Annotated in this window: 20 protein-coding genes; 6 read left to right on the forward strand and 14 right to left on the reverse strand. The window is 28.8% G+C overall.

Translation table 11 applies throughout. The annotated features are described in order from the left end of the window. Positions 1-129: 129 nt before the first annotated feature. Positions 130-732 carry a DUF4136 domain-containing protein gene (locus EC396_RS16455; protein ID WP_129367950.1) on the reverse strand — a complete coding sequence of 201 codons (603 nt, stop codon included), beginning with the start codon at positions 730-732 and terminating at the stop codon, positions 130-132. Between the two features lie 353 nt (positions 733-1,085). Between EC396_RS16455 and EC396_RS16460 the strand changes: the two genes are divergently transcribed. Both EC396_RS16460 and EC396_RS16465 read left to right on the forward strand, forming a co-directional pair. Continuing rightward, positions 1,086-3,260 (forward strand): tetratricopeptide repeat protein, encoded by a 2,175-nt coding sequence (locus tag EC396_RS16460; protein WP_129367951.1) that lies wholly within the window; start codon positions 1,086-1,088, stop codon positions 3,258-3,260. A 539-nt stretch (positions 3,261-3,799) separates the two neighbouring features. Further along, on the forward strand, positions 3,800-7,918 hold the full coding sequence (locus EC396_RS16465) for a PAS domain S-box protein (RefSeq protein ID WP_129367952.1): 4,119 nt from the start codon (positions 3,800-3,802) through the stop codon (positions 7,916-7,918). 285 nt (positions 7,919-8,203) lie between these two features. On the opposite strand, the gene EC396_RS16470 is transcribed toward EC396_RS16465, so the two are convergent. The 7 genes from EC396_RS16470 to EC396_RS16500 all read right to left on the reverse strand — a co-directional run bounded on the left by EC396_RS16470 (position 8,204) and on the right by EC396_RS16500 (position 13,295). Next, on the reverse strand, positions 8,204-8,770 hold the full coding sequence (locus EC396_RS16470) for a TlpA disulfide reductase family protein (protein ID WP_129367953.1): 567 nt from the start codon (positions 8,768-8,770) through the stop codon (positions 8,204-8,206). Between the two features lie 108 nt (positions 8,771-8,878). Further along, entirely contained in the window at positions 8,879-10,189 is a 1,311-nt protein-coding gene (gene rimO, locus EC396_RS16475; RefSeq protein WP_129367954.1) for a 30S ribosomal protein S12 methylthiotransferase RimO, read from the reverse strand. Positions 10,190-10,299: 110 nt separating this feature from the next. Next, positions 10,300-11,253, reverse strand: coding sequence for a signal recognition particle-docking protein FtsY (ftsY, locus tag EC396_RS16480; RefSeq protein WP_129367955.1), 954 nt, complete (start codon positions 11,251-11,253; stop codon positions 10,300-10,302). Positions 11,254-11,339: 86 nt separating this feature from the next. Continuing rightward, the gene (locus EC396_RS16485; RefSeq protein WP_129367956.1) at positions 11,340-11,492 is read right to left on the reverse strand and encodes a DUF4295 domain-containing protein; all 153 of its coding nucleotides are present in this window, start codon (positions 11,490-11,492) and stop codon (positions 11,340-11,342) included. A gap of 42 nt (positions 11,493-11,534) precedes the next feature. Beyond that, a complete protein-coding gene (gene rpmG / locus EC396_RS16490; RefSeq protein ID WP_129367957.1) occupies positions 11,535-11,720 on the reverse strand; it encodes a 50S ribosomal protein L33 in 186 nt (61 codons plus the stop codon). A gap of 12 nt (positions 11,721-11,732) precedes the next feature. After that, complete coding sequence (gene rpmB / locus EC396_RS16495) at positions 11,733-11,972, reverse strand: 50S ribosomal protein L28 (RefSeq protein WP_129367958.1); 240 nt, start codon at positions 11,970-11,972, stop codon at positions 11,733-11,735. 78 nt (positions 11,973-12,050) lie between these two features. Next, positions 12,051-13,295, reverse strand: a complete 1,245-nt coding sequence (locus EC396_RS16500; protein ID WP_129367959.1) for a competence/damage-inducible protein A — start codon at positions 13,293-13,295, stop codon at positions 12,051-12,053. 138 nt (positions 13,296-13,433) lie between these two features. On the opposite strand from EC396_RS16500, the gene EC396_RS16505 reads away from it, so the two are divergent. Beyond that, complete coding sequence (locus EC396_RS16505) at positions 13,434-13,850, forward strand: hypothetical protein (protein WP_129367960.1); 417 nt, start codon at positions 13,434-13,436, stop codon at positions 13,848-13,850. A 5-nt stretch (positions 13,851-13,855) separates the two neighbouring features. Here EC396_RS16505 and EC396_RS16510 read toward each other — a convergent pair whose 3' ends face one another. Both EC396_RS16510 and EC396_RS16515 read right to left on the reverse strand, forming a co-directional pair. Continuing rightward, positions 13,856-14,467, reverse strand: a complete 612-nt coding sequence (locus tag EC396_RS16510) for a fumarylacetoacetate hydrolase family protein (RefSeq protein ID WP_129367961.1) — start codon at positions 14,465-14,467, stop codon at positions 13,856-13,858. Positions 14,468-14,543: 76 nt separating this feature from the next. Beyond that, positions 14,544-15,383 carry a 1,4-dihydroxy-2-naphthoyl-CoA synthase gene (locus EC396_RS16515; RefSeq protein WP_129367962.1) on the reverse strand — a complete coding sequence of 280 codons (840 nt, stop codon included), beginning with the start codon at positions 15,381-15,383 and terminating at the stop codon, positions 14,544-14,546. Between the two features lie 167 nt (positions 15,384-15,550). On the opposite strand from EC396_RS16515, the gene EC396_RS16520 reads away from it, so the two are divergent. Together EC396_RS16520 and EC396_RS16525 are read left to right on the forward strand one after the other, a co-directional pair. Further along, the gene (locus EC396_RS16520; RefSeq protein ID WP_129367963.1) at positions 15,551-16,720 is read left to right on the forward strand and encodes an alpha/beta hydrolase; all 1,170 of its coding nucleotides are present in this window, start codon (positions 15,551-15,553) and stop codon (positions 16,718-16,720) included. A gap of 27 nt (positions 16,721-16,747) precedes the next feature. Next, the gene (locus EC396_RS16525) at positions 16,748-17,899 is read left to right on the forward strand and encodes a C1 family peptidase (protein WP_129367964.1); all 1,152 of its coding nucleotides are present in this window, start codon (positions 16,748-16,750) and stop codon (positions 17,897-17,899) included. 63 nt (positions 17,900-17,962) lie between these two features. On the opposite strand, the gene EC396_RS16530 is transcribed toward EC396_RS16525, so the two are convergent. Together EC396_RS16530 and menD are read right to left on the reverse strand one after the other, a co-directional pair. Continuing rightward, the gene (locus tag EC396_RS16530; RefSeq protein WP_129367965.1) at positions 17,963-18,376 is read right to left on the reverse strand and encodes a DNA-binding protein; all 414 of its coding nucleotides are present in this window, start codon (positions 18,374-18,376) and stop codon (positions 17,963-17,965) included. Between the two features lie 4 nt (positions 18,377-18,380). Further along, complete coding sequence (gene menD / locus EC396_RS16535) at positions 18,381-20,048, reverse strand: 2-succinyl-5-enolpyruvyl-6-hydroxy-3-cyclohexene-1-carboxylic-acid synthase (protein WP_240665757.1); 1,668 nt, start codon at positions 20,046-20,048, stop codon at positions 18,381-18,383. Positions 20,049-20,190: 142 nt separating this feature from the next. Here menD and EC396_RS16540 point away from each other — a divergent pair, with 142 nt between their 5' ends. Next, the gene (locus EC396_RS16540; RefSeq protein ID WP_129367966.1) at positions 20,191-21,333 is read left to right on the forward strand and encodes an AraC family transcriptional regulator; all 1,143 of its coding nucleotides are present in this window, start codon (positions 20,191-20,193) and stop codon (positions 21,331-21,333) included. 376 nt (positions 21,334-21,709) lie between these two features. Here the strand turns inward: EC396_RS16540 and EC396_RS16545 are convergent, their stop codons facing one another. Beyond that, positions 21,710-22,783: a chorismate-binding protein gene (locus EC396_RS16545; RefSeq protein ID WP_240665759.1), complete on the reverse strand. Its 1,074-nt coding sequence runs from the start codon at positions 22,781-22,783 to the stop codon at positions 21,710-21,712. A gap of 30 nt (positions 22,784-22,813) precedes the next feature. Beyond that, positions 22,814-23,230, reverse strand: a complete 417-nt coding sequence (locus tag EC396_RS16550) for a PaaI family thioesterase (RefSeq protein ID WP_129367967.1) — start codon at positions 23,228-23,230, stop codon at positions 22,814-22,816. Between the last annotated feature and the right edge of the window lie 54 nt (positions 23,231-23,284).

Consider the following 23,284-nt stretch of genomic DNA (forward strand, 5'->3'; position numbering starts at 1 on the left):
TTTAATTTATTAAAAAATATTTTAAAGATTTTTTTTATCAAATATAAACTAATATCAATAAAAAAAGCTTTTAAGTAATTGTGTAATTATTTAAAAGCTTTTTTTATAATAAGTTATTTAAAAATTTATTTATTTTTTTATTGGTTTAATCGGATAATTTTTCATCAATTTTGAAACACCTTTAGGAATTGTTTTACTTCTTTTACTTGCGTTTTCATTGATTGTTTTTTGAGAAACACCTTGCCATACTAATTTCTTAGATTTCGCATCATAAATATCAACTACAAAAGTACCTACTCTATAATCATCTTCGGTATATGTTGTTGTAGAATATCCACCACCCCAGCCCCAAGCCGGTCTATAATACCCACCATAAAAACCTCCACGAAAACCAGGACCATAACCCATACCTGTTCCCATGTAATTAGAATAAGCTGTTGTGCTAGTTTTTTCATCAATTACCAAAAATAATGTTACAACAACATCTGCATCTCCTAAAACATAATCCATATCTCTTTGTGTAAATTCAGATTTAAAAGATTGCAAAATTCTTTTTTTATCTAAATCGTTAATTAACTTATCACAGTCATCTTGCCAACCACCAAAACTATAAGTTTTAAATTGTGTAAAATCAGCATCTTTATCATAGTCATAAGTTATCTGAGCTTTTAATGTATTACTAAAAATAATACAGATTATAAAAATTGATAAAACCTTAAAATAATTTTTCATAATTGATTTTTGTATTTAAATTATAAAACAAATATAATAGTTCAATTTTAAAATACTGAGAATTACAAATGTTATTTTTAATTATGTAAAATAAAACTTAAATTATTAAGAGATCTATTTTATATTTATAATTACAAATATTGAATATAAATTAAACTTAAAATAGCTAAAAATATAACTTTAATTATCATTAAGATAGGTGTTAGATAAATTAATCATTAATTTTAAATGTTAAAAAACTGTACATTAAATTTATTTGTTTAGTCTAATTACCGCTAATTTTAAAAAATAAAACGTTTTGATTTTATTTACATTTAATTATTTTAGTTAATTTACAACTAATCCCACTATTAATGAAAAAATTATTTTTTATAATTCTATCCCTATTTATTATAAATATTCAAGCGCAAAAAAAAGTTGATTTAGACTCGCTTTTTAATGTACTTAAAACCAATATTTCAGAAAAACAAAAAGTTGACACTTATATACAAATTGTACGACAAGTAAGAAAAACTGATTCTTTACAAGCAATCACAAATATTAACAAAGCACTGAATATTGCCAAAAAAATTAATTATAAAGAAGGTATTATTGAGGCAAAATTTGAAGAAGCTTTTTTTACCAATTTATATGGTAACCCTGAACTTGCATTAAATCTATATAAAGAATTGATTAAAAATGCTACCAAGATTGGACATAAAAAAATTATTGGAAAAAGTTACTTTCAAATTGGATTAATTTATAAAACCAAATCCGACTACTCAAATTCAATTAAAAACAACATAAAATCTGCCGAAGCTTTTGAAGAAATAAAAGATACCGCTTCTTTTATAGTTGTCTACAGCTATATAGCAGGTCTTAGTTTATATCAGGATAATTATGCTTTTGCTTTAAAGTATTATTTAAAATTATTAGACATCAGCAAAAAAAAGAATGATCTTGAAGGTATTGCGCTGTGTTATAATAACATTGGGATTATCCACAAACAAAATAACGAATTTGATGATGCCATTAATAATTATAAAAAATCACTTATAATTTATGAAAAATTAAATGATTCGGCCAGAATAAGTGACTGTTTAAATAATATTGGAAGCATCAACGAAGTTAAAGGCAATTATTCTGAAGCTATGATTAATTTAAAAAAATCACTTGGTATTAGAATAAAACTAAAGGATACATTTAGTATCGCAGAGAGCTATAATAGCATTGGAAAGGTAGAGTTTGGACTTGGTAATTTTACAAAATCTTTAGAAAATTATTTTCAATCTATACAAATCAATAAAAGTTTTGAATCTAAATTGAATAAAACCAATTCATTAATAGGAATTGGGAAAAATTATTACAAACAAAACAAATTTAATAACGCAAAACAATATTTAGAAGAAGGTATTTTTCTTGCAAAAGAGATTCCTTCTCCAGATTTAATAGGTGAAGGAACAAAATATCTCTCAAAAGTTGAAAATGAATTGGGAAATTATAAAAATGCCTATAACAATCATTTAATATTCTCTAAAATTGAAGACAGCCTTCGTAACAAAGAAATGCTAAAAAAGCTAACAATTATGCAGGCTAACTTTGCATTTGAACAGCGACTTGATTCTATCAATTTTCAAAATGAAAAAAATCAACAAATAATTTCACAAAGACTAGAAGATGAACAAAAAATAGGTTTTTTTACTCTTTTCGTTTTAATAATTGTAATCATTTTTTCTTTTATTTTATTTCATAAAAATAAACGCATTAAACAAACAAACCACCAGCTATCTAAAGCTAATATTGAATTACAAAAACAACGTAATGAGCTTGATAGTATGAATAAAACCAAAACCCGTTTTTTCTCAATTATAGCGCATGACATAAGAGGGCCTATAGGCAACTTTATTGGATTTTTTGATCTTTTAAGAGATCATATAAAAGAAAATTATAGCGAAAAACACAATGAAGATAAATTTTTAGACAATACTTTAAATCTATTAAATAAATCTAAAGACCAATTGTTAAATTTACTTGATGGTTTATTAAATTGGGCGCTAAAAGAAGAAAATGTAATTCCGCATAAACCTGAAAATTTAAATTTAAAAAATTACATTGATAAAAACATTGAAATTTATTTACAACAAGCAAAAGCAAAAAACATTCAATTGTTGGCTGAAATTGATGAAAACATTTATGTATGGGCCGATAAAAACTGTGTGATGACCATTTTAAGAAACTTAACCAGTAATGCCTTAAAATTTTCTACTGAAAATAGCAGCATTTATTTTAAAGCATCTACAAATAATAATTTTACTGAAATACAAGTTATAGATCAAGGTGTTGGTATTTCAGCAGAAAAACTTAAAAATATTTTTGATATTGATGAAAACAAAACTACAATTGGCACAAAAGGTGAAAAAGGAACAGGACTTGGTCTTAACATTGTGCATGATTTTGTAAAATTAAATAATGGTCAAATAACTGTTACAAGCGAACTTAATGTGGGAACTACTTTCAATATTTTATTGCCAAAAAATAAAGTAATTTGATTTAAAAATAATAACATTTAAAAAAATAAACTTCTAGCAACTACAAATTTCACAAGCTTAAGTTTAACTAAAATCTGTAATTTAATCTAAGCATTTAGGTGGAATTAAAAAACAGTAATTACAAGCAAAACCTCTGTAACAAATGTTACAAAAAATCACATGTTTCATTTGAATAAAAAAAAATAAAAAGTTTTTATCAAATCAAAACCGCCCTGTTTTAAGGCGATTCAAGAGGTTTATTTACAATTTAATACTGTTTCTTAAAAATAAAAGTACATTAAAAACAATACATTGTACCACAAAATTAAGCGACCTAATAAATGTTTAAAATCTACATTTTTTTTATATTTGAGTTGTAACAATTTCTATAACAGATTTTGAAACAAAAAGTATTATAAAAAAATCTATTGTAATATAAAAAACACCTCAATATAAAACAAAAGTTATATAAAACCATTCTGCTTCTTTGTGAAATTTAGCAAGTAAAAACAATATAATTTCAGTTGATGTTGAGAGATCAAACTAGCAAAAAAATATAAATGGAAAATCACATTTCTGAAGTTATTGATATAAAAAAGCTACAAAATTTATTAGAGAAGTTTACAGATACAACAGGTACTACAGGAGTTTCTGTACTAGACAAAGAGGGCAATGTTTTAGTTTCATCAGCTTGGCAAGAAATCTGTAGTAAATTTCATAGAGTAAATGCAGACTCTTGTAAAAATTGTTTAACAAGTGATACTGTTATAGCAAGTAAAATAAAAAACGGAGCACATTATTCAATTTACAAATGCCTAAATGGTATGACTGATGTTGCTATGCCTATTGTTGTAAAAGACAAAACTATAGGTACCTTATTTATTGGACAATTTCTTTCAGAAGAGCCTAATATTGAATTTTTTAAACAGCAAGCTAAAAAATTCAATTATAATGAAAAAGAATATCTAGAAGCTCTTTCAAAAGTTCAAATTATAAGTAATGATGAAGTTAAAAAGAAAATTGAACTTTTATCTGAATTCACCTTTTTTTTAGCTGATTTAGGAGCTTCCAACTTAGATTTAATTGCATCTAAAAAAGAATCTCTTAAAATAATGCAAAAAGCAAAAGAAAATGAAATCATCTTTAAAAAACTTTTTGAAGATTCTTCTGATGCAATATTACTTCTTAATAGTTCTGGGAAATTTGTTGAGTTCAACCAAGCTACTTTGAATTTATTAAAAATGACCAAAGAGGAACTTCTGTTACAAACACCTGCAAGTATTTCTCCTAAATATCAACCAAATGGTCAAACTTCAGAAAAATGTGCTGAAGAAATGATTGATATTGCTTACCAAAATGGTTCACATCGTTTTGATTGGACCTGTATAAATGCTAATAGTGAAGAGTTTATTGTTGAGGTATCTCTTATGCCTATTGTTGTAAAAGGCGAAACAATGTTGCATGCCACTTGGAGTGATATTACACAACGCATTCAAAATGAAAAAGAACTCAAAAAAGCCAAAGAACAAGCTGAGAGAAACGAGTTAGAACTAAAAAAAGCACAGGAAATAACACATATTGGTAGTTGGTATTTAGATATAGAAACAAATAATGTTATTTGGACTACCGAATTATACAAAATGTACGGCTTTGATCCAACCCTCCCAGTTCCTCCGTACACTGAACATATGAAATTGTTTACTCCTGAAAGTTGGGAAACTTTAGCAACAGCTCTTGAAAACACAAAACAAACAGGCACACCTTATGAACTTGAATTAAAAACGGTTCGTACTGATGGTGGTCATGGTTGGATGTGGGTACGCGGTGAAGCCGTTAAAGACACCAATGGTAAAACAATAGCTCTTTGGGGTGCCGCTCAAGACATTACAGATAGAAAAAATATTGAATTAGAATTAATAAAAGCCAAAGAAAAAGCTGAAAGAAACGAAAGAAAATTTCGTGTACTATTTGATACTTTGCCAATAGGAATTACATTGGCTAATGAAAATGGACAAATCATAACATCAAATTCGGCTGCAGAAAGAATTTTGGGACTTTCTAAGGAAGAACAATTACAACGTTCTATTGACGGAGTTGAATGGTCTATAATTAGACCTGACGGAACATTAATGCCTCCAGAAGAATATGCCAGTGTTAGAGCATTGAATGAACAACGCCCTATATTTAATATTGAAATGGGTATAACGAAAGAAATCAATAAAACTGCATGGATAAATGTTAATGCTGCACCAATAAAGGATTATGGAGTTGTAATTTCGTATGAAGATATTACTGAGCGAAAAATGGCTGAAAATGAATTAATTACAGCTAAAGAAAAAGCCGAAGCAAGTGAAAAACAATTAAAACTAATTGCTGACAATTTTGTAAACGGTATGATATATCAAGTTGCTATGTTAGATGAAAACAAACGGCAATTTAATTATGTTAGTGAAGCTGTAAATAAATTATACGGTTGTACTGTTAAAGAAGCAATGGAAAATCCAGATTTAATTTATTCCAAATTACATCCTGATGATATTAATGGGCTTCTTGAAAAAGAAAAAGAGGCTTTAAAAAATATGTCAATATTTCAAACTGAAGCAAGAGTTTTTAATCCTGATGGAACAATTAGATGGTCTTATTACATTTCACAACCTCGAATAATTAATGGAATTGTATGTTGGGATGGACTTGAAATTGATTTAACTGACAGAAAAGAAATTGAATTAGAATTAATAAAAGCCAAAGATGATGCTCAAAAAAGTGAAGCGCAATTTAGAAGTCTGTTTGAAAATATGGATGAAGGTTTTGCAATTCACGAAATGATTTATGATATAAACAACAAACCAATTGATTACCGATTTGTAAATTTAAACAAAGGGTTTGAAAAATTAACAGGTCTTAAAAAAGTTGATTTATTAGGTAAAACAATAAAAGAAATTATGCCTAATATTGAACAAGTATGGATAGATAATTATGGAAATGTAGCCAAAACTGGTACCCCATTTCATTTTGAAAATTATTCACAAGAATTAGATAAGCACTATAATGTTGTGGCTTACTCTCCTAAAAAAGATTTTTTTGCAGTTATATTTTCAGATGTAACACAAGTTAAAAAATTTCAAAATGAATTAATTACAGCCAAAGAAAAAGCTGAATTAAATGAAGCACGTTTAATTGATGCACAATCTGTTGCAAAAGTTGGAAACTGGGAAACAAATTTAGAAACCATGGAAGTTGTATGGTCGAAAGAAACTTATAATATTTTTGAACTCGATGAAGAAGACTTTAAAAATTCACACCCTTCATTTTTAAATTATGTTCATCCTGATGATATTGAACGAATTGAAGCTGCTTTTGCGGAATCCTTTTCTTCAAAAAATTATCACAGTGTACAACATCGCATTATAACGCCTTCAAAAACAATAAAACATGTGCAAGAACAATGGCGAATTATACACGACAAAAACAACAAACCGATTAAAGCCTTTGGAACTTGTCAAGATATTACTAAAATAAAACAATTTGAATCAGAATTAATTAAGGCTAAAGATAAAGCAGAAGAAAGCGATCGATTAAAATCTGCATTTTTAGCAAATATGAGTCACGAAATAAGAACGCCTATGAACGGAATTCTAGGTTTTTCTGAATTATTAAAAAATCCAAATCTTACTGGTGAAAAACAACAGGATTATATTAAAATAATAGAAAAAAGTGGCAATCGAATGCTAAATATTATCAATGATATTATTGATATTTCAAAAATTGAAGCAGGACTTATGAAAGTTCATAAAACCAAAACCTGCATTAATGAAAAAATTGATTTTATTTATAAATTCTTCAAACCTCAAGTTGAAGAAAAAGGGATGCAACTTAAATTAAATTCTCCTTCAACAACACAAGAAATTTTTATAGACACTGATTCTGAAAAATTTTATTCAATATTAACTAATTTGGTAAAAAATGCGCTAAAATATAGTGATGAAGGCGAAATTGAAATTGGATATTACATAAAAGATGAAACACTTGAATTTTATGTAAAAGATACAGGAATTGGAATTCCAAAAAACAGACAATCAGCAGTATTTGAGCGTTTTATCCAAGCTGATATTCTTGATAAATTGGCTATACAAGGCGCTGGTCTAGGTTTGTCAATATCTAAAGCCTATGTAGAAATGCTTGGGGGCAAAATTTGGGTTGAAAGTGAAATTGGTATTGGGTCTACTTTTTATTTCAAATTACCTTATACGTCTAAAACAAAAACTAATTTAAACAATGATTCTTTGTTAAAAGTTGAAGATTACAATACTGATAAACAAAAACTTAAAATATTAATCACCGAAGATGATGAAACATCTGAATTACTAATTTCAATAATGGTTGAAACTATTAGTAAAGAAATTTTAATCGCTAAAAACGGAAAAGAAGCTATTGAAATTTGTAAAAACAATACTGATATTGACTTAGTTTTAATGGATATTCAAATGCCCGAAATGAATGGCTATGAAACAACAAAACAGATACGAGAATTTAATAAAAAAATAGTTATAATTGCGCAAACAGCCTTTGGCTTATCTGGTGATAAAGAAAAAGCGCTGAAAGCAGGATGTAATGACTATATCTCAAAACCAATAAAAAAATCTGAATTACTTTTATTAATTCATAAATATTTAATGTAATTAAAATATCTATACAATTAATTTTTTAACAAAACGAATAAGGTAAAATCTATAAAATACATTAAAAACAAGCTCTCTTTTCTAACCAATAAAGTTGAGAAAAAATCAGTGTATTTAGCCCTTGGTGAGGTCACAAAAAAATGGACAATGCCTATTCATAACTGGAGATTCATTTTAAACCAATTTATGACTATATTTGAAAATAGGGTTCAACTTGATAAAATTGAACCCTAAAAATATGTTTACACACTTTACGGAATAGTATCGATATTGTGTCAATTTAAATCAATACTTGCCTATTAAATCATCCAATAACGTTCTTACCTTTTTACTATTCCAATCTGCAGAACCCGTTTTACTAATTAAAACATTTCCGTCTTGATCTATTAAATAAGTTGCAGGTATACTATTTGTTTTTGTAAACAAAGCTGGAGGTGAACTTATAGAATTATATACTGGCAAATTGTAGTTGTTTTTCTTAAAAAAAGAATCAACTGTCTGCCAATTTTCAGTGGTTACAAAAACAAATTCGATTTTATCTTTATAACCATCATACAATTCTTGAATCATAGGTAATTCAGCTCTGCAAGGCGGACACCAAGTAGCCCAAAAATTAACCAAAATAACTTTACCTTTCAACTGATTAAAATTGATATTTTCAGTATTTAAACCTTGCAAATCCCAATTGTAATTTGCAATCTTATCAGATTCCTCAACATTTTCAATAGAAGGAGAAAATGCAATTTGACGCATAACCCATTCTCTACTAGGTGGATATAACATAACAACCAAAACAACCATAAAAATGATATTAGAAGGTGAAAATGTTTTTTTTGTAAATATTTCTTTCATAAAATTGATTTGATCTTTTAGTAGCAAAAAAACAGCTTTACTTACACAAATTTACAAAAAAAAGACTGTCTTTTCAGACAGTCATATTTTTGTACTTTTAAATCTATTTTAAACAGGTTCTCCGTATAAATCAAATTCTGTAGCAGATGTTATTTTAATATTGGCAAACTTACCTACTTGCACATAATGCTTTGTTGCATCTATTAAAACTTCATTATCAACGTCTGGCGAATCAAATTCTGTTCTTCCCACAAAAACATTTCCATCTTTTCTATCTATAATCACTTTAAATATTTCTCCAACTTTTTCCTGATTTAAATCAAAAGAAATTTGACTTTGAATATCCATAATTTCATTAACACGCTGTTGCTTAACATCTTCTGGAACATCATCAACCAAATTATATGCATGCGTATTTTCTTCGTGAGAATAAGCAAAAGCACCTAAGCGCTCAAAACGCATTTCTTTAATCCAATCTTTCAACTCTTCAAAAGCTTCTTCAGTTTCACCAGGATAACCAACAATTAAAGTCGTTCTAATTGCCATATTTGGAACAGACTTTCTAAACGCTGCAATTAAATTTGTTGTTTTTTCGTGTGAAGTACCTCTGCGCATAGACTTCAAAATATCATCATTAATATGCTGTAACGGAATGTCTAAATAATTACAAACTTTTGGTTCATTGTGTATAACTTCCAACACATCTAAAGGAAATCCAGTTGGAAAAGCATAATGCAAACGAATCCACTCAATACCATCAATTTTCACCAATTCTTTCAACAAATCGGCCAAAGCTCTTTTGTTGTAAATATCTAAACCGTAATACGTTAAATCCTGCGCAATTAAAATAAGTTCTTTAATTCCTTTTTTTGCCAATTTTGTAGCTTCAATAACCAAATTTTCTATAGGTGTTGAAACATTTTTACCTCTCATTAAAGGTATAGCACAAAATGAACATGGTCTATCACAACCCTCGGCAATTTTTAAATATGCGTAATGAATTGGTGTTGTAGTTAAACGTTCACCTATTAACTCATGTTTATAATCTGCTTCTAATACTTTAAGTAAATTTGGCAAATCGTGTGTTCCAAAATACTCATCAACATTCGGAATTTCTTTTTGCAAATCTGGCTTATAACGTTCACTTAAACAACCCGATACATAAACTCTATCAACTTCACCTAATTCTTTTTTATTTACATAATGTAAAATAGTATTGATAGATTCTTCTTTGGCATCACCAATAAAACCACAAGTATTAATTACAACAATATTTCCTTCATCGTTTTCATCTTCATGAACAACATTTTTGTTGTTTGCTTTTAGTTGCCCCATTAAAACCTCACTATCGTAAATGTTTTTTGAACATCCCAAAGTTACAACATTGATTTTATTTTCTTTTTTTGATTTGGTTCTCATTTTCTTAGTTTAACGACGTCAAAAGTACTACTTTTTAAATGAATGCTATAAAAAAAGACCTTTTACATTTTAGAAACATAAAAGGTCTTTTGTAAATTATTCGATAATTTTTATTTGAAAAAAGAATCTACAAATTCAATTTTATTAAAAACCTGTAAATCATCTATGCCTTCACCTACTCCAATATATTTAACCGGAATTTGAAACTGATCTGATATACCAATAACAACGCCTCCTTTTGCTGTACCATCTAATTTGGTAACAGCCAACGCAGTAACTTCAGTTGCCTTTGTAAATTGACTTGCTTGTTCAAATGCATTTTGACCAGTAGAACCATCTAATACCAATAAAACTTCATGTGGCGCATCTTCAACAACTTTTTGCATTACACGCTTAACTTTTGTCAGCTCATTCATTAAGTTTACCTTATTGTGCAATCTTCCTGCTGTATCAATAATAACAACATCGGCATTTTGTGCAACTGCAGATTTTAAAGTATCAAATGCTACAGATGCAGGATCACTCCCCATTTCCTGACGAACAATTGGCACACCTACTCTATCTGCCCAAACTTGCAATTGATCAATAGCTGCAGCTCTAAAAGTATCGGCTGCACCCAATACAACTTTATATCCTTTTTTCTTGAATTGTGAAGCCAACTTACCAATAGTTGTTGTTTTTCCAACCCCATTTACACCAACAACCATAATTACATAAGGTTTTTTGGTTGAAGGAATATTAAAGTCAATTTCGTTACCAACATTGGTTTCTGCTAATAAACCTGCAATTTCTTCTCTCAGAATGCTATTTAACTCCTCAGTTCCTAAGTATTTATCTTTAGCGATTCTAGCTTCAATTCTATCAATAATTTTTAAAGTAGTTTTAACGCCCACATCCGACGAAACTAAAACTTCTTCTAAATTATCAAGTACATCATCATCTACTTTGGTTTTACCTGCAACTGCTTTAGATAGTTTTGAAAAAAAAGAGGTTTTTGTTTTTTCCAATCCTTTATCTAAAGTTTCTTTCTTTTCTTTTGAAAAAATTCTTTTAAATAAACTCATTTTTTACAATTTAACGGTATAAATATAAAAAGAAAAAGCTACTTTCTAATAAGAAAGTAGCTTATATATTATTTTAATAAGTAAAATTATTTTTTACTTAAAAAATCTTTAACATTTGCTGGATCAACAATTGCTTCAACAAAAGTATAAGCTCCAGATTTTGGAGATTTTACCATTTTTATTGCTTTTGTTAATCTCTTTGAACCTGTTTGTAACGATGCTACTGATTTCTTTGCCATAATCCTATGTTTTATTTGACGTTTCCTTTAGAAAACCTCTAATTATTTAATTTCTTTATGAACAGTTACTTTTTTCAAGATAGGATTGAATTTTTTAATTTCCATTCTATCAGGTGTGTTCTTTTTATTCTTCGTAGTAATATATCTAGAAGTTCCTGGTACTCCAGTTGCCTTGTGCTCTGTGCACTCTAAAATTACTTGAATTCTATTCCCTTTAGCCTTTGCCATTTCCTAATATAATTAATTTTTATAAAATCCTTTTTCTCTAGCTTTTTTAAGAACAGCCGAGATTCCTAATTTGTTAATATTCTTTAAAGCTGATGTAGAAACTTTTAAAGTTACCCATTTATCCTCTTCAGGAATATAAAAACGCTTCTTTATTAAGTTAGCGTCAAATTTTCTTTTAGTTTTATTCATGGCGTGAGAAACATTGTTTCCAACCATTGCTTTTTTACCAGTAAGTTCACAAACTCTTGACATAATTCTATACTTTTTTATGTATTCTCAAAACGAGATGCAAAATTAAATTTTTTAAACGTAATACACAAACTTATTTTACTAGTTTTTTAAAATTTCTTTTTGAAGCAATTCCAATGCTTTAATTGAAGTACGTTCAATTACCTTTTCACGTGGTTTTCCAAAAAAATATTTCTCTGAAAAAACATGTGTTGGCGATGCAATTGCAATATAAACAACACCAACTGATTCATCAGTTAAATCTGTCGTAGGCCCAGCATTACCAGTGGTTGCAATCGCATAATCTGTTTTGTATTTTTCTCTAATTCCAATAGCCATTGCTTCTGCAACCTGAGCACTAACAACTGTATGTTTTTCTATTAATTGGGCATCAACATTTAATTCATTTATTTTTATTGAGGCATTGTAAGCAACCACTGCACCAATAAAATAATTAGAAGAACCCGCAATTGAAGTCAGTTTTTTTGCAATATTTCCACCAGTACAACTTTCTGCAACAGCTAAATGCTGTTTTTTTTCAGTTAGTAACTTACCTATTACCGCTTCAATCAATTCACTTTCATCAAAACCAACAATAACATCTGGTATAATTGCTTTTAATTTTTCAACCTCTAAATCAATTGCATTTACTAAAATATCACTATCTATTCCTTTAGCAGTTAACCGCAACCTTACACTGCCAAACGAAGGCAAATAAGCCAAGCTAATAAAATTAGGCAGATTTATTTCCCAATCTTCAATTTTTTCAGACAACATACTCTCTCCTATTCCGTAGGTTAAAATTGTTTTGTGAAGTATATAAGGTAGCTTAAAAGTTTTTGTAAGTTTTGGCAACACACTTTTTTCCATCAATCCCTTCATTTCATATGGCACACCTGCTAATGAAACCAACACTTTACCATTATTATAAAACCACATTCCAGGTGCGGTTCCCAATTCATTTTTTAAAGGTTCACATTTTGTAGGTACCAATGCCTGATTTCTGTTAATTTCTGTAAACGTATAATTTAGCTTCTCAAACATATTTTTAATATGATGGGCGATTTCTTCATTTAAAACAAGTTTGTCATTAAAATATTCAGCCAATGTTAACTTTGTAATATCGTCTTTTGTTGGCCCTAATCCACCTGTTACAATTACAATATCACAATTTTCCTGAGCCTGTTTTAATGCCTTTAAAATATGCTGCTTATCATCTTGGATAGATGTAATTTGGTATACTGAAATTCCAATTTTATTTAACTCTTCAGCAATCCATTTAGAGTTTGTGTCTAAAATTTGACCAATTAATATTTCATCTCCAATTGTAATTATTTCTGCGTACATATTTTTTTATTATATTATAAAGGTAAATGTATAAACTTTTTAAGAAAAATATAACATCACATCCATCAAAAAAGCACTTCTAAACGCAACCATTTTTATAAATTTGCATCTTTTAAATGAACATAATTATTAACTGCTATGACACCCGAAATTGAATTAAGCGACAATGAACTATTAGAGCAAATTGAAAATTGCACTTTAGACCCTGCATTATTTACACACGAAACCCTTTTAAGGCTAACTTGGATTTTAATAAATAAGTATGGCTTAAATATTGCTATTCTTAAAAACAATGAAATTAAAAGTAATTATTACAAAAATGCACTTAAAAGCGATAAATTCAATATTACTTTAACCAAAGCTTATACTGAAATTTTACATCACTTTATGCAACAATCATCTACAAAAGATTTTAATAAATTGTTGCGTGAATTTCCTAGATTGAAATACAATTTTAACAATTTAGTAAAAACACACTACGGATATAATATTTTAAAAGAACACAGAAAAGAAGGTCCTGAACCAACAAAACCTTTTTTATTTGCGACCTGTTAAAAAGGTTATTTTATTTTAACCGAAAACATTTCTTTGTTTTGAATTGTCCCAGTAAGTACATCATTTTCATGTACCTTACCAACTCCTGCTGGAGTTCCGGTAAAAATAACATCGCCCTTTTTAAGGGTGAAGTATTGTGATACATATGCAATTAATTCGTCTATTTTCCACAACATTGCGTTGGTATTTCCATCTTGAACCAACTCATTATTTTTAAATAATTTAAATTCTAAATTATTTAAATCACCAAAATTTTCTTTTGGAAAAAATTCACTCATTGCTGCACTACCATCAAAAGCCTTGGCTTTTTCCCAAGGCAAACCTTTTTCTCTGCTAGCATCTTGAATATCACGAGCTGTAAAATCAATTCCCAAACCAATTTCATCGTAGTATTTATGGGCAAATTTTTCTTGAATGTATTTACCAACTTTATTGATTTTAACCAAAACCTCTACTTCAAAATGAACATTGTTTGAAAAAGGTGGTATAAAAAAAGGTTGATTCTTTGCCAATATTGCAGAATCTGGTTTTAAAAAAACAACAGGGTTTTCTGGTTTTTCATTTTGTAATTCTTCTATATGTTTTGCATAATTACGACCAATACAAATTATTTTCATATCACCTTTTATTTTTATTTCCCCAAAAAGGAAATTTTAATTATTCATTTTTTAATTATTCCTTATTCATTAACCATTAAGGAATCCATTTTTTTTCAAAATTTGGTTTTCTCTTTTCTAAAAAAGCATTTCTACCTTCTTTTGCTTCATCTGTCATATAAGCCAAACGAGTAGCTTCACCAGCAAAAACCTGCTGCCCAACCATACCATCATCGGTTAAATTCATAGCAAATTTCAACATTTTAATAGATGTTGGTGATTTTGCTAATATTTCCTGAGCCCACTCATAAGCCGTATTTTCTAATTCGTTATGTGGAATAACAGCGTTTACCATACCCATTTCAAAAGCTTCTTGTGCAGAATAATTTCTTCCTAAGAAAAATATTTCACGCGCTTTTTTTTGTCCAACCATTTTAGCCAAATAAGCCGATCCATAACCACCATCAAAACTTGTAACATCTGCATCGGTTTGTTTAAAAATAGCATGTTCTTTACTTGCTAAAGTTAAATCGCAAACCACATGCAAACTATGTCCGCCTCCAACAGCCCAACCTGGCACAACCGCAATTACAGCTTTTGGCATAAAACGAATTAAACGTTGAACTTCTAAAATATTTAAACGATGATATCCATCTTCACCAACATAACCTTGGTGTCCACGAGCAGTTTGATCGCCACCACTACAAAACGAATATACACCATCTTTTGTTGATGGGCCTTCAGCAGAAAGCAACACAACACCTATAGATGTATCTTCACCAGCATCATAAAACGCATCATAAAGTTCTTTAGTTGTTTTTGGTCTAAAAGCATTTCTAATATTGGGTCTGTTAAATGCAATTCGAGCAACACCATTACACTTTTTATAGGTAATATCTTCAAATTCTCGAACGGTTTCCCATTTAATTTCTTGCATATATTTATTAATTTAAGGGTAAAAATAATTTATTTTTATGGTTAAAAAAACTAAAGATTAAAAAGTTTAAAAAACCTTTCATAAGTAAATTAGCTATTTATACTTTAGAATTAGTTTGGCTAAAGATTTTAATTAAAATCACTATTTTTGCTGTCAAACCTATTTTTATGAAAAAATTAGTATTATTCTTACCTATATTTTTAATGGCATTTAACTGCTGGTCACAAGACATTAAAATTAAAAATTTCGAGTCGTATGAATTAGACAATAACCGTACGTTAAAAATCTACATTCCGCCAAGTTACCATCAAGATTCTACAAAATTTTATCCGCTTACCATTGTTTTAGATGCTGAACTATTATTTGATGCTTATGTTGGAAATGCTATTTTATTTGCAAATACCGATGAAGCTCCTGAACAAATTATAGTAGGAATTCAACAAAATCAATACAACGAACGTGAAGAAGACTGTTCATACAAAAAAGAAAATAGCTTACCTACCAAACAAAGTGAAGCATTTTACAGGTTTATTAGAAGTGAACTTTTTACTTATTTTAATGATAATTACAGAGTTTCACCATTTAAAACAATTATAGGAAACACTTTAACTGCAAATTTTACCAATTATTTTTTAATTGAAAATTACCCTGGATTTAATGCCTACATAAACATCAATCCATCTCTTGCTATGGACATACCTCATTTAGTGAATGATAAATCAAAAGTTATAAAAGACGAAAATATTTACTATTACCTATCTAACTGCAAACGAAATTCAGACAAAAAAGAAACTACAATAAATGCATTAAACCAATTATTAGTAGCAAACGAAAATCCTAAATTCAAATATAGATACGACTATTTTCAGAATAGTACAGTAACTTCATCTGTTGGACAATCTATTTCAAGCGCACTGTCTTTTATTTTTGAATTATACTCTCCTATTTCAAAAGAAGAATTTGAGTCAAATATCAAAGATTTATCTCCACCTGAAGCCATTGCGTATTTAGAAAATAAATATGTTGAAATTGAATATTTATTTGGAAGTAATTTAAAAATGAGAGAAAAAGATATTTTTGCTATTGAAGGTATTGTAATGGATAAAGAAAATGGCGATTATCTAAAAGAATATGGCGAAATGATAAACAAACTTTATATTGAATCTCCTATTGGAGATTATTATATTGGTCGTTATTACGAAACTGGAAACAAACCAAAACAAGCCCTTAAATATTATAAAAGTGGCTATATGAAATTACCTGAAGGTGATCCAAATGCCGATGCCTATTATCAAAATGTTGAAAGAGTCCTAAACCAAACAGGAATAGGAATGTAATCTAAACCTCAAAATTAAAACAATCCCATGAAAAAATTATTTACAACTTTTTTATTACTTTTTATTGCTACCCAATTGTTTGCACAAGAAGGTGCCGTTTTAAAAGTTAACATCCCTAATGAACAAAAGTATGCGTTTACTACCATAATTGACATAGAAGCTTCGGCTGTAAAAAGTCAAGGAAATACTGGTACTTGCTGGAGTTTTTCTACTTCTTCATTTTTAGAATCTGAAATTTTTAGAACTACAGGTCAAATGATTGATATTTCTGAAATTTACAACGTTCGCAATACTTATGAAGCAAAAGCTTGGAATTATGTAATGCGCCAAGGCAAAACCCAGTTTAGCGAAGGAGGTTTGGCTCACGATGTTTTAAACTCTGTTCAATTAAATGGTTTAATGCCTGAAAGTGCATATAGCGGTTTGGTTGGTGATGCTACAATTCACAATCACGAAAATGTGGTTCCTGAACTTCAAAAGGTATTGGATATTTATATTAAAAACGATAAAAATGCGATCATCCCAAATTGGAAAATAGCTATTGATTCTATTTTAAATGCGCAACTAGGTGCGCCTCCAAAAACATTTAAATACAACGGCGAAGTTTACGATGCTAAGTCGTTTTTAGCAATGACACAATTAAATACAAGTAACTACATTACTTTAACTTCATTTATACACCAACCTTACAACACGTTTTTTGTTTTAAATATTCCTGATAACTTTTCAAATGGACTGTTTTATAATATTACGCTAAATCAGTTGGTAGATGAAGTAGATTACGCCTTAAAAAATGGTTATACTTTGGCTTTGGACTGCGATGTTTCTGAAAAAACATTTTCTTCTAAAAATGGTATTGCTGTATTGCCAAACAACCCTGCTGAAGAAGAAAAATCATTGGCCTATATTGTTGAAGAAAAAAATGTTACTCCCGAATTTAGACAACAGGAATTTGAAAATTACAACACTACAGACGATCATTTAATGCACATTGTTGGACTTGTAAAAGACCAAAATGGCACTGAATATTACAAAGTAAAAAACTCTTGGGGAGCAGACTCTAACCGTATTGGAAATAATGGTTACGTATATATGAGTAAAGCCTTTTTTAAATTAAAAACCATCTCAGTTATGGTTAACAAGCAAGCTTTAAGTAACAATTTAATGAGTGTAGATTAAACTAAAATATGGAATCTAGCATTTATTTTTAAATGCTAGATTCAACTTTTGACTTTTTTTCCTTTAAGATTTTGTAATCCCTTCTTCTGAAATAACAATCAACTTTTGTTTAAACAAACCACCTACAGCACTTTTAAATGCTTTTTTACTCATACCTAACTGGTATTTTATTTCGTCTGGAGTGCTTTTGTCATGCAGTGGTAAAAAACCTTCATTTGCTTTTAAAGCATTTAAAATCTTAATTTCATTGGTAACAACCGTTCTTTTAAAACCAATCGGATTTAAACTAATGTCCAGTTTCCCATCATCTCTAATCTTTTTAACATAACCATCTAAACGTTGACCTTCTTCTATTTTTTGGTACAATTCATTGCGGTAAAGCATTCCTTCAAACTCTTCTTCAACCAAAACTGTAAATCCAATTCCTGCTTTTCTAACCACAATTAAACTTACTTTATCTCCTATTTTTAAATCCATTTTTTTATTCTTTTAAATTGTTGAAATATGCTTTCAATATCAAATCGTTTTCTTCTCTAGGTGTAAAAATTTCTAATAATTTAGGGAAACTTGATTCATTATAAAAATCTGACAATTGATTTTTTAAAGATATTAAATCATGTGCCGATTTATATTCAAATTTATACATTTTACACAAATGTTCTGCTGTTAATTTATGTGGTGTTTCAAAATAATCCAATGATTCCGATTGCTTTGGACCTGGAATAAATCTAAAAATACCACCACCGCCATTATTTACTAAAATAATTCTAAAATCAGAAGGCATATAATTGTTCCACAACGCATTACTATCATAAAAAAAGCTGATATCACCCGTTATAAATACTGTTTTTTTAGCTGAAACAACTGCAGCTCCAATTGCCGTACTGGTGCTTCCATCAATTCCACTTGTACCTCTATTACAAAAAACTTGCAGTGATTTTTTAATATCAAACAATTGTGAATATCTGATAATTGAACTATTACTTATCTGTAATTGACTATTTTCAGGAATTGATTTTAGTAAAACATCAAAGACTTTTAAATCTGAAAACACACAATTTTCAATATATTGTTGATGCTTTTGCAATCTGATTGCTTTTTTAGACAACCAAAATTGTTGAAAATTGCTTTCAAAAGGTTTTGTTAAAAAGAAAAACTGACTAAAAAATAATTCGGGTGAAATTTTAAAGTGATGTTTTAAACAAAAAAAAGTATCAAAAGCCCTTTTTGAATCTACATGCCAATGTAAAGTAGGTTTAAATTTACGAAGATGTTGCTTTATTTTTTTTGAAACAATTAAACCACCTAAAGTCAGCAAAATTACAGGTTGAAATTGTGTTAATTCAGCATCTTCCAACGGAAAAATTAACTTATCAATGCTATTGATAAATTTATCGTGCGAAACATTTGCTGTATTTTCTACCAAAACCAACACCGAAGGATCTTTAGTTAAATGTGTTAACTGTATTTGCAACAAATCACTTGGATAATGTTCACCAACCAAAACTATTTTTTTAGCTGCGCTATTCCAAACATTGGCATATTGTTGCAATTCATCAACATCCAAAGGAATTTCCTCAACTTCATCTAAAACTTCATCTAAAACCAATATATCTGAAGTCGTTTCATACAAAGGTTCATCAAAAGGAATATTGATATGAACAGGTCCTTTTTGCAATTTTGAAACTGTTATTGTTTCATCAATCATTTCAATAACTGAACTTTTAACAGCGTAAGTTTCATTTAAATTAATGGCCGTCAAAATATGATTTTCAAAAACATTATCTTGTCTAATGGTTTGTCCGTCTCCAACATCAATCAAATGAGCAGGTCTATCGGCAGAAACTACAATCAACGGAATATTGCTATAAAAAGCCTCAGCAATGGCTGGGTAATAATTTAACAATGCAGAGCCCGATGTACAAACAACAGCAACAGGTTTTTGCAATTGCTGTGCCATACCCAAAGCAAAAAATGCAGCACAACGCTCATCTACAACACTATACGTTTTAATAGATGGATGATTTGAAAAACCAATAGTTAAAGGTGCGTTTCTAGAACCAGGTGAAATTACTACATGCTCAATATTGTGAGCTACAAAAGAAGCAATTAACAGTTGCGCTAATTCATTTTTGGGATACAAAGGCATTTTATATAATTAAAACGCAAATTTACATAAACTTTACATAGCAATTAACATAGAAATGTGTTGAATTTTGAAGTTGACAAATATCATTTAAACATCTGTAAAATTACCCTATTTTTATTTTTTAAACCTAAAAAATTTTACTTTGATTAAAATTATTGCATTACTATCAACGCTTTTTGTAAACTTGTATGGTGCCATATTTTTAGCTGCTAGTAGCAATAAACAATTTAAAAACAGATTGTTTTTAGCACTGTTTTTTTTCGATAGCTTTTTATTATTTGTAGGGCATTTTTTATCGTTTAATGAATACTGGGCTGCATTTCGGTTTTTTGATTTTTTATTTTTAGCCTCATTACTAGCATTTTACCCATTATACTACTTATATATTTATAGCGCTTTTAATTTTTCGCCCATATCTATTAAATGGATATACCACTTTATTCCTTCTATTGCTATTGCCATATTTATGCTGTTTACTGTTGTTTTTTCGAATTGGGCAGACTATGAATCTTATATGAATAATAATTTATACGGAACTGAACTCAATAGTTCATCTGCAAAATATTTGGCTTATTTATACAAAGGAAGTCGTATGTTTCATTTGGTTCAAATTGTTTTCTATAATTATTTAACCATCAAATTTCTATTTTTTGCCAAAAATAAAATGAATGATTTTTATTCTAATTTAGATAAATTTCAATTAAAATATTTTTATATAGTAAACATTTCTTTCATTTTATTAATGTCTATTCCAGGATTTTATGTAACCGTTATTGGAAGAACACCTTTAAATGAAAACGGATTACAATTACTATATATGTGCACTTTATTTACCTTGTTGTACATTATTTTAACCATTGTTGGATTGCGTCAAATTCCTGCGGAAATAAATTTAGATATTGATTCCGATGCTACTTTAGAAGAAGAAAACCATCAACAGGAATTGGTGATAATTGAAAAAAACTTACTGCATTATTTTAACACTAAAAAACCTTGGTTAAATTCACAATTAAATATTTTAGACGTAGCCAAAAATATTGGTACCAACCGCTCTTATGTTTCAAAAGTTATTAATGAAAGTTTTGAATGTAATTTTAATTTATTTGTAAATAAATATCGTGTAAATGAGGCAAAATTATTATTAAAAAACCATCCAGAACTAACCATTGCCGAAATTAGTGAACGGGCTGGTTTTGGTTCTGTAAATTCATTTATTCGAATATTTAGAAACGTTGAAAACTACACACCCACAGAGTTTAAGAAGAGAAACAGTGAACAGGGATAAGTAAACTTTTATTCAGTTGCAGTAAAAGTTTAATATTTGTAGTTTATCAATACAATCTAAAAATTTACCTTATTAAAACAAAACCTTAGCGTATTTCAATTCATTGTAACTATTATTATACTTTTTCACCCCTTAAACCTTTCAACTATTAAACTATTTAAAATTTACAAGTTTAATTTACGATTTAGGTATTGATTTTTACGATTTGAAAGCTAATATCTATACAACATTGCTACTTTTGAATGCAAAACAAAGAAATACTGGGTTTATTTAAAATCGTTAAAATTTGGGAATAATTGCTAGTTTTTTTTAAAAAAGTCCCCACCAACATTTAAAAAAAATCCTTTGAAAGGTGAACTTGGTATTTCTTGTTTTTTTACAATATTTTTTTCATTACTTCCGTCTTAAAAACGGTTTCGTCCCATTCCTTTTCAGCATTGCTTTCGGCAGTAATTCCTCCTCCAATATAAATTGAAATTTCACTGTTTACTATTTGCATACAACGTAAATTTACATACAAATTGGTTTCACAATTTAAGTTTATTTCACCTAAATAACCTGCATAAAAACTTCTGTTATAACCCTCATTTTCAGCAATAAAATGATTGGCTATTTTTTTAGGAACACCACAAATAGCAGGAGTTGGATGCAATCGTTCAATCAACTGTTCCAAGCCATTTTCGCTTTGTAAATCGCCATAAATATCGGTACGCAAATGCAATAAATTTCCGGCTTTAACGGTATATGGTTTTGTGTATTTTATATGATTAACAACACCATTAATGGTATTTAAAATATAATCTGTTACAAATTGTTGCTCTTCTTTTTCTTTGTGCTTCCAATCAACTTCAACAGTATCTACATAAGCTTGTGTACCTGCTAAAGCCATTGTTTTAAAATGTTGTTTATTACAATGAATTAAACGCTCTGGTGAAGCGCCCAACCAACAACCAACTTTTGGATGAAACCACAAGTAAACCATTGCATTTGGATAATTATTCAACATTTTTTTATAACTATTCAACAAATTAAAGTTTGAAGATTTTAACCGCTCTTTTCTTGAAACTACAATTTTATCAGCTTCTTTTTGTTGAATAAAATCAATTGTTTTTTGCACCAAATTCAAATGCTGAAGCTTTGAATCTTGAACATCTAAAACATTTTCTACAATTGTTTTTTCTTCAGAAATTTGCAATTCATTAAAGTCTGTAATATTTAATGAAAATTGTTCACAAGCAGTTAATGGAAATAATATTTTTTCTTCATCTTTATTAAACGGTGCAAACACAAATCCATTTGTAGCAAAAGTATCTAAATAAAAAAGTTTGTTAGTGCTTTGTACTAAAACTGATACCAATTTTTCATTGGGTTTACGGTACACAACAAAGGGCAAGTCTGACTTTAAAACTTCGCTTATTTTATTAAAAAAATGAATTATTTGATGTTGCAAAATAGCAGATTTATTGTTGAAGATTGTATTTTATTTAGCTAATATATAATTGGTTATTTTACAAATAGAAATAAGCCTGTCACGGTCATCAACAATTTTAATTTCAACCAAATGAATGGTTTTTCCTTTGTGAATTATTTTTGCAGTTGCCGTAACCAATCCGCTTTTAACACTTCTTAAATGATTTGCCGAAAATTCTATTCCACGAACGCTGTATTTACTGCGATCAATCGCCAAGATAGATGCCGGACTCCCAACACTTTCGGCCAAAGCCATCGTTGCTCCTCCATTTAAAATTCCATCAGGCTGGTGAACTCTAGAATCTACAGGCATTGTAGCAACTAAAAAATCTTCACCCAAATCTGTATATACTATGCTTAAAGTTTCATTCAATGTGTTCTCACACATTTTATTTAATTCTAAAAGTATTTCTTTTTTACGATTCATAAAAAAATGTTAGACTGTAAAAATAGGAATTTAACTTTAAATTGTAACTTTGTG

This window comes from Lutibacter sp. HS1-25, from assembly GCF_004121075.1.
Taxonomy (GTDB): Bacteria; Bacteroidota; Bacteroidia; order Flavobacteriales; family Flavobacteriaceae; genus Lutibacter.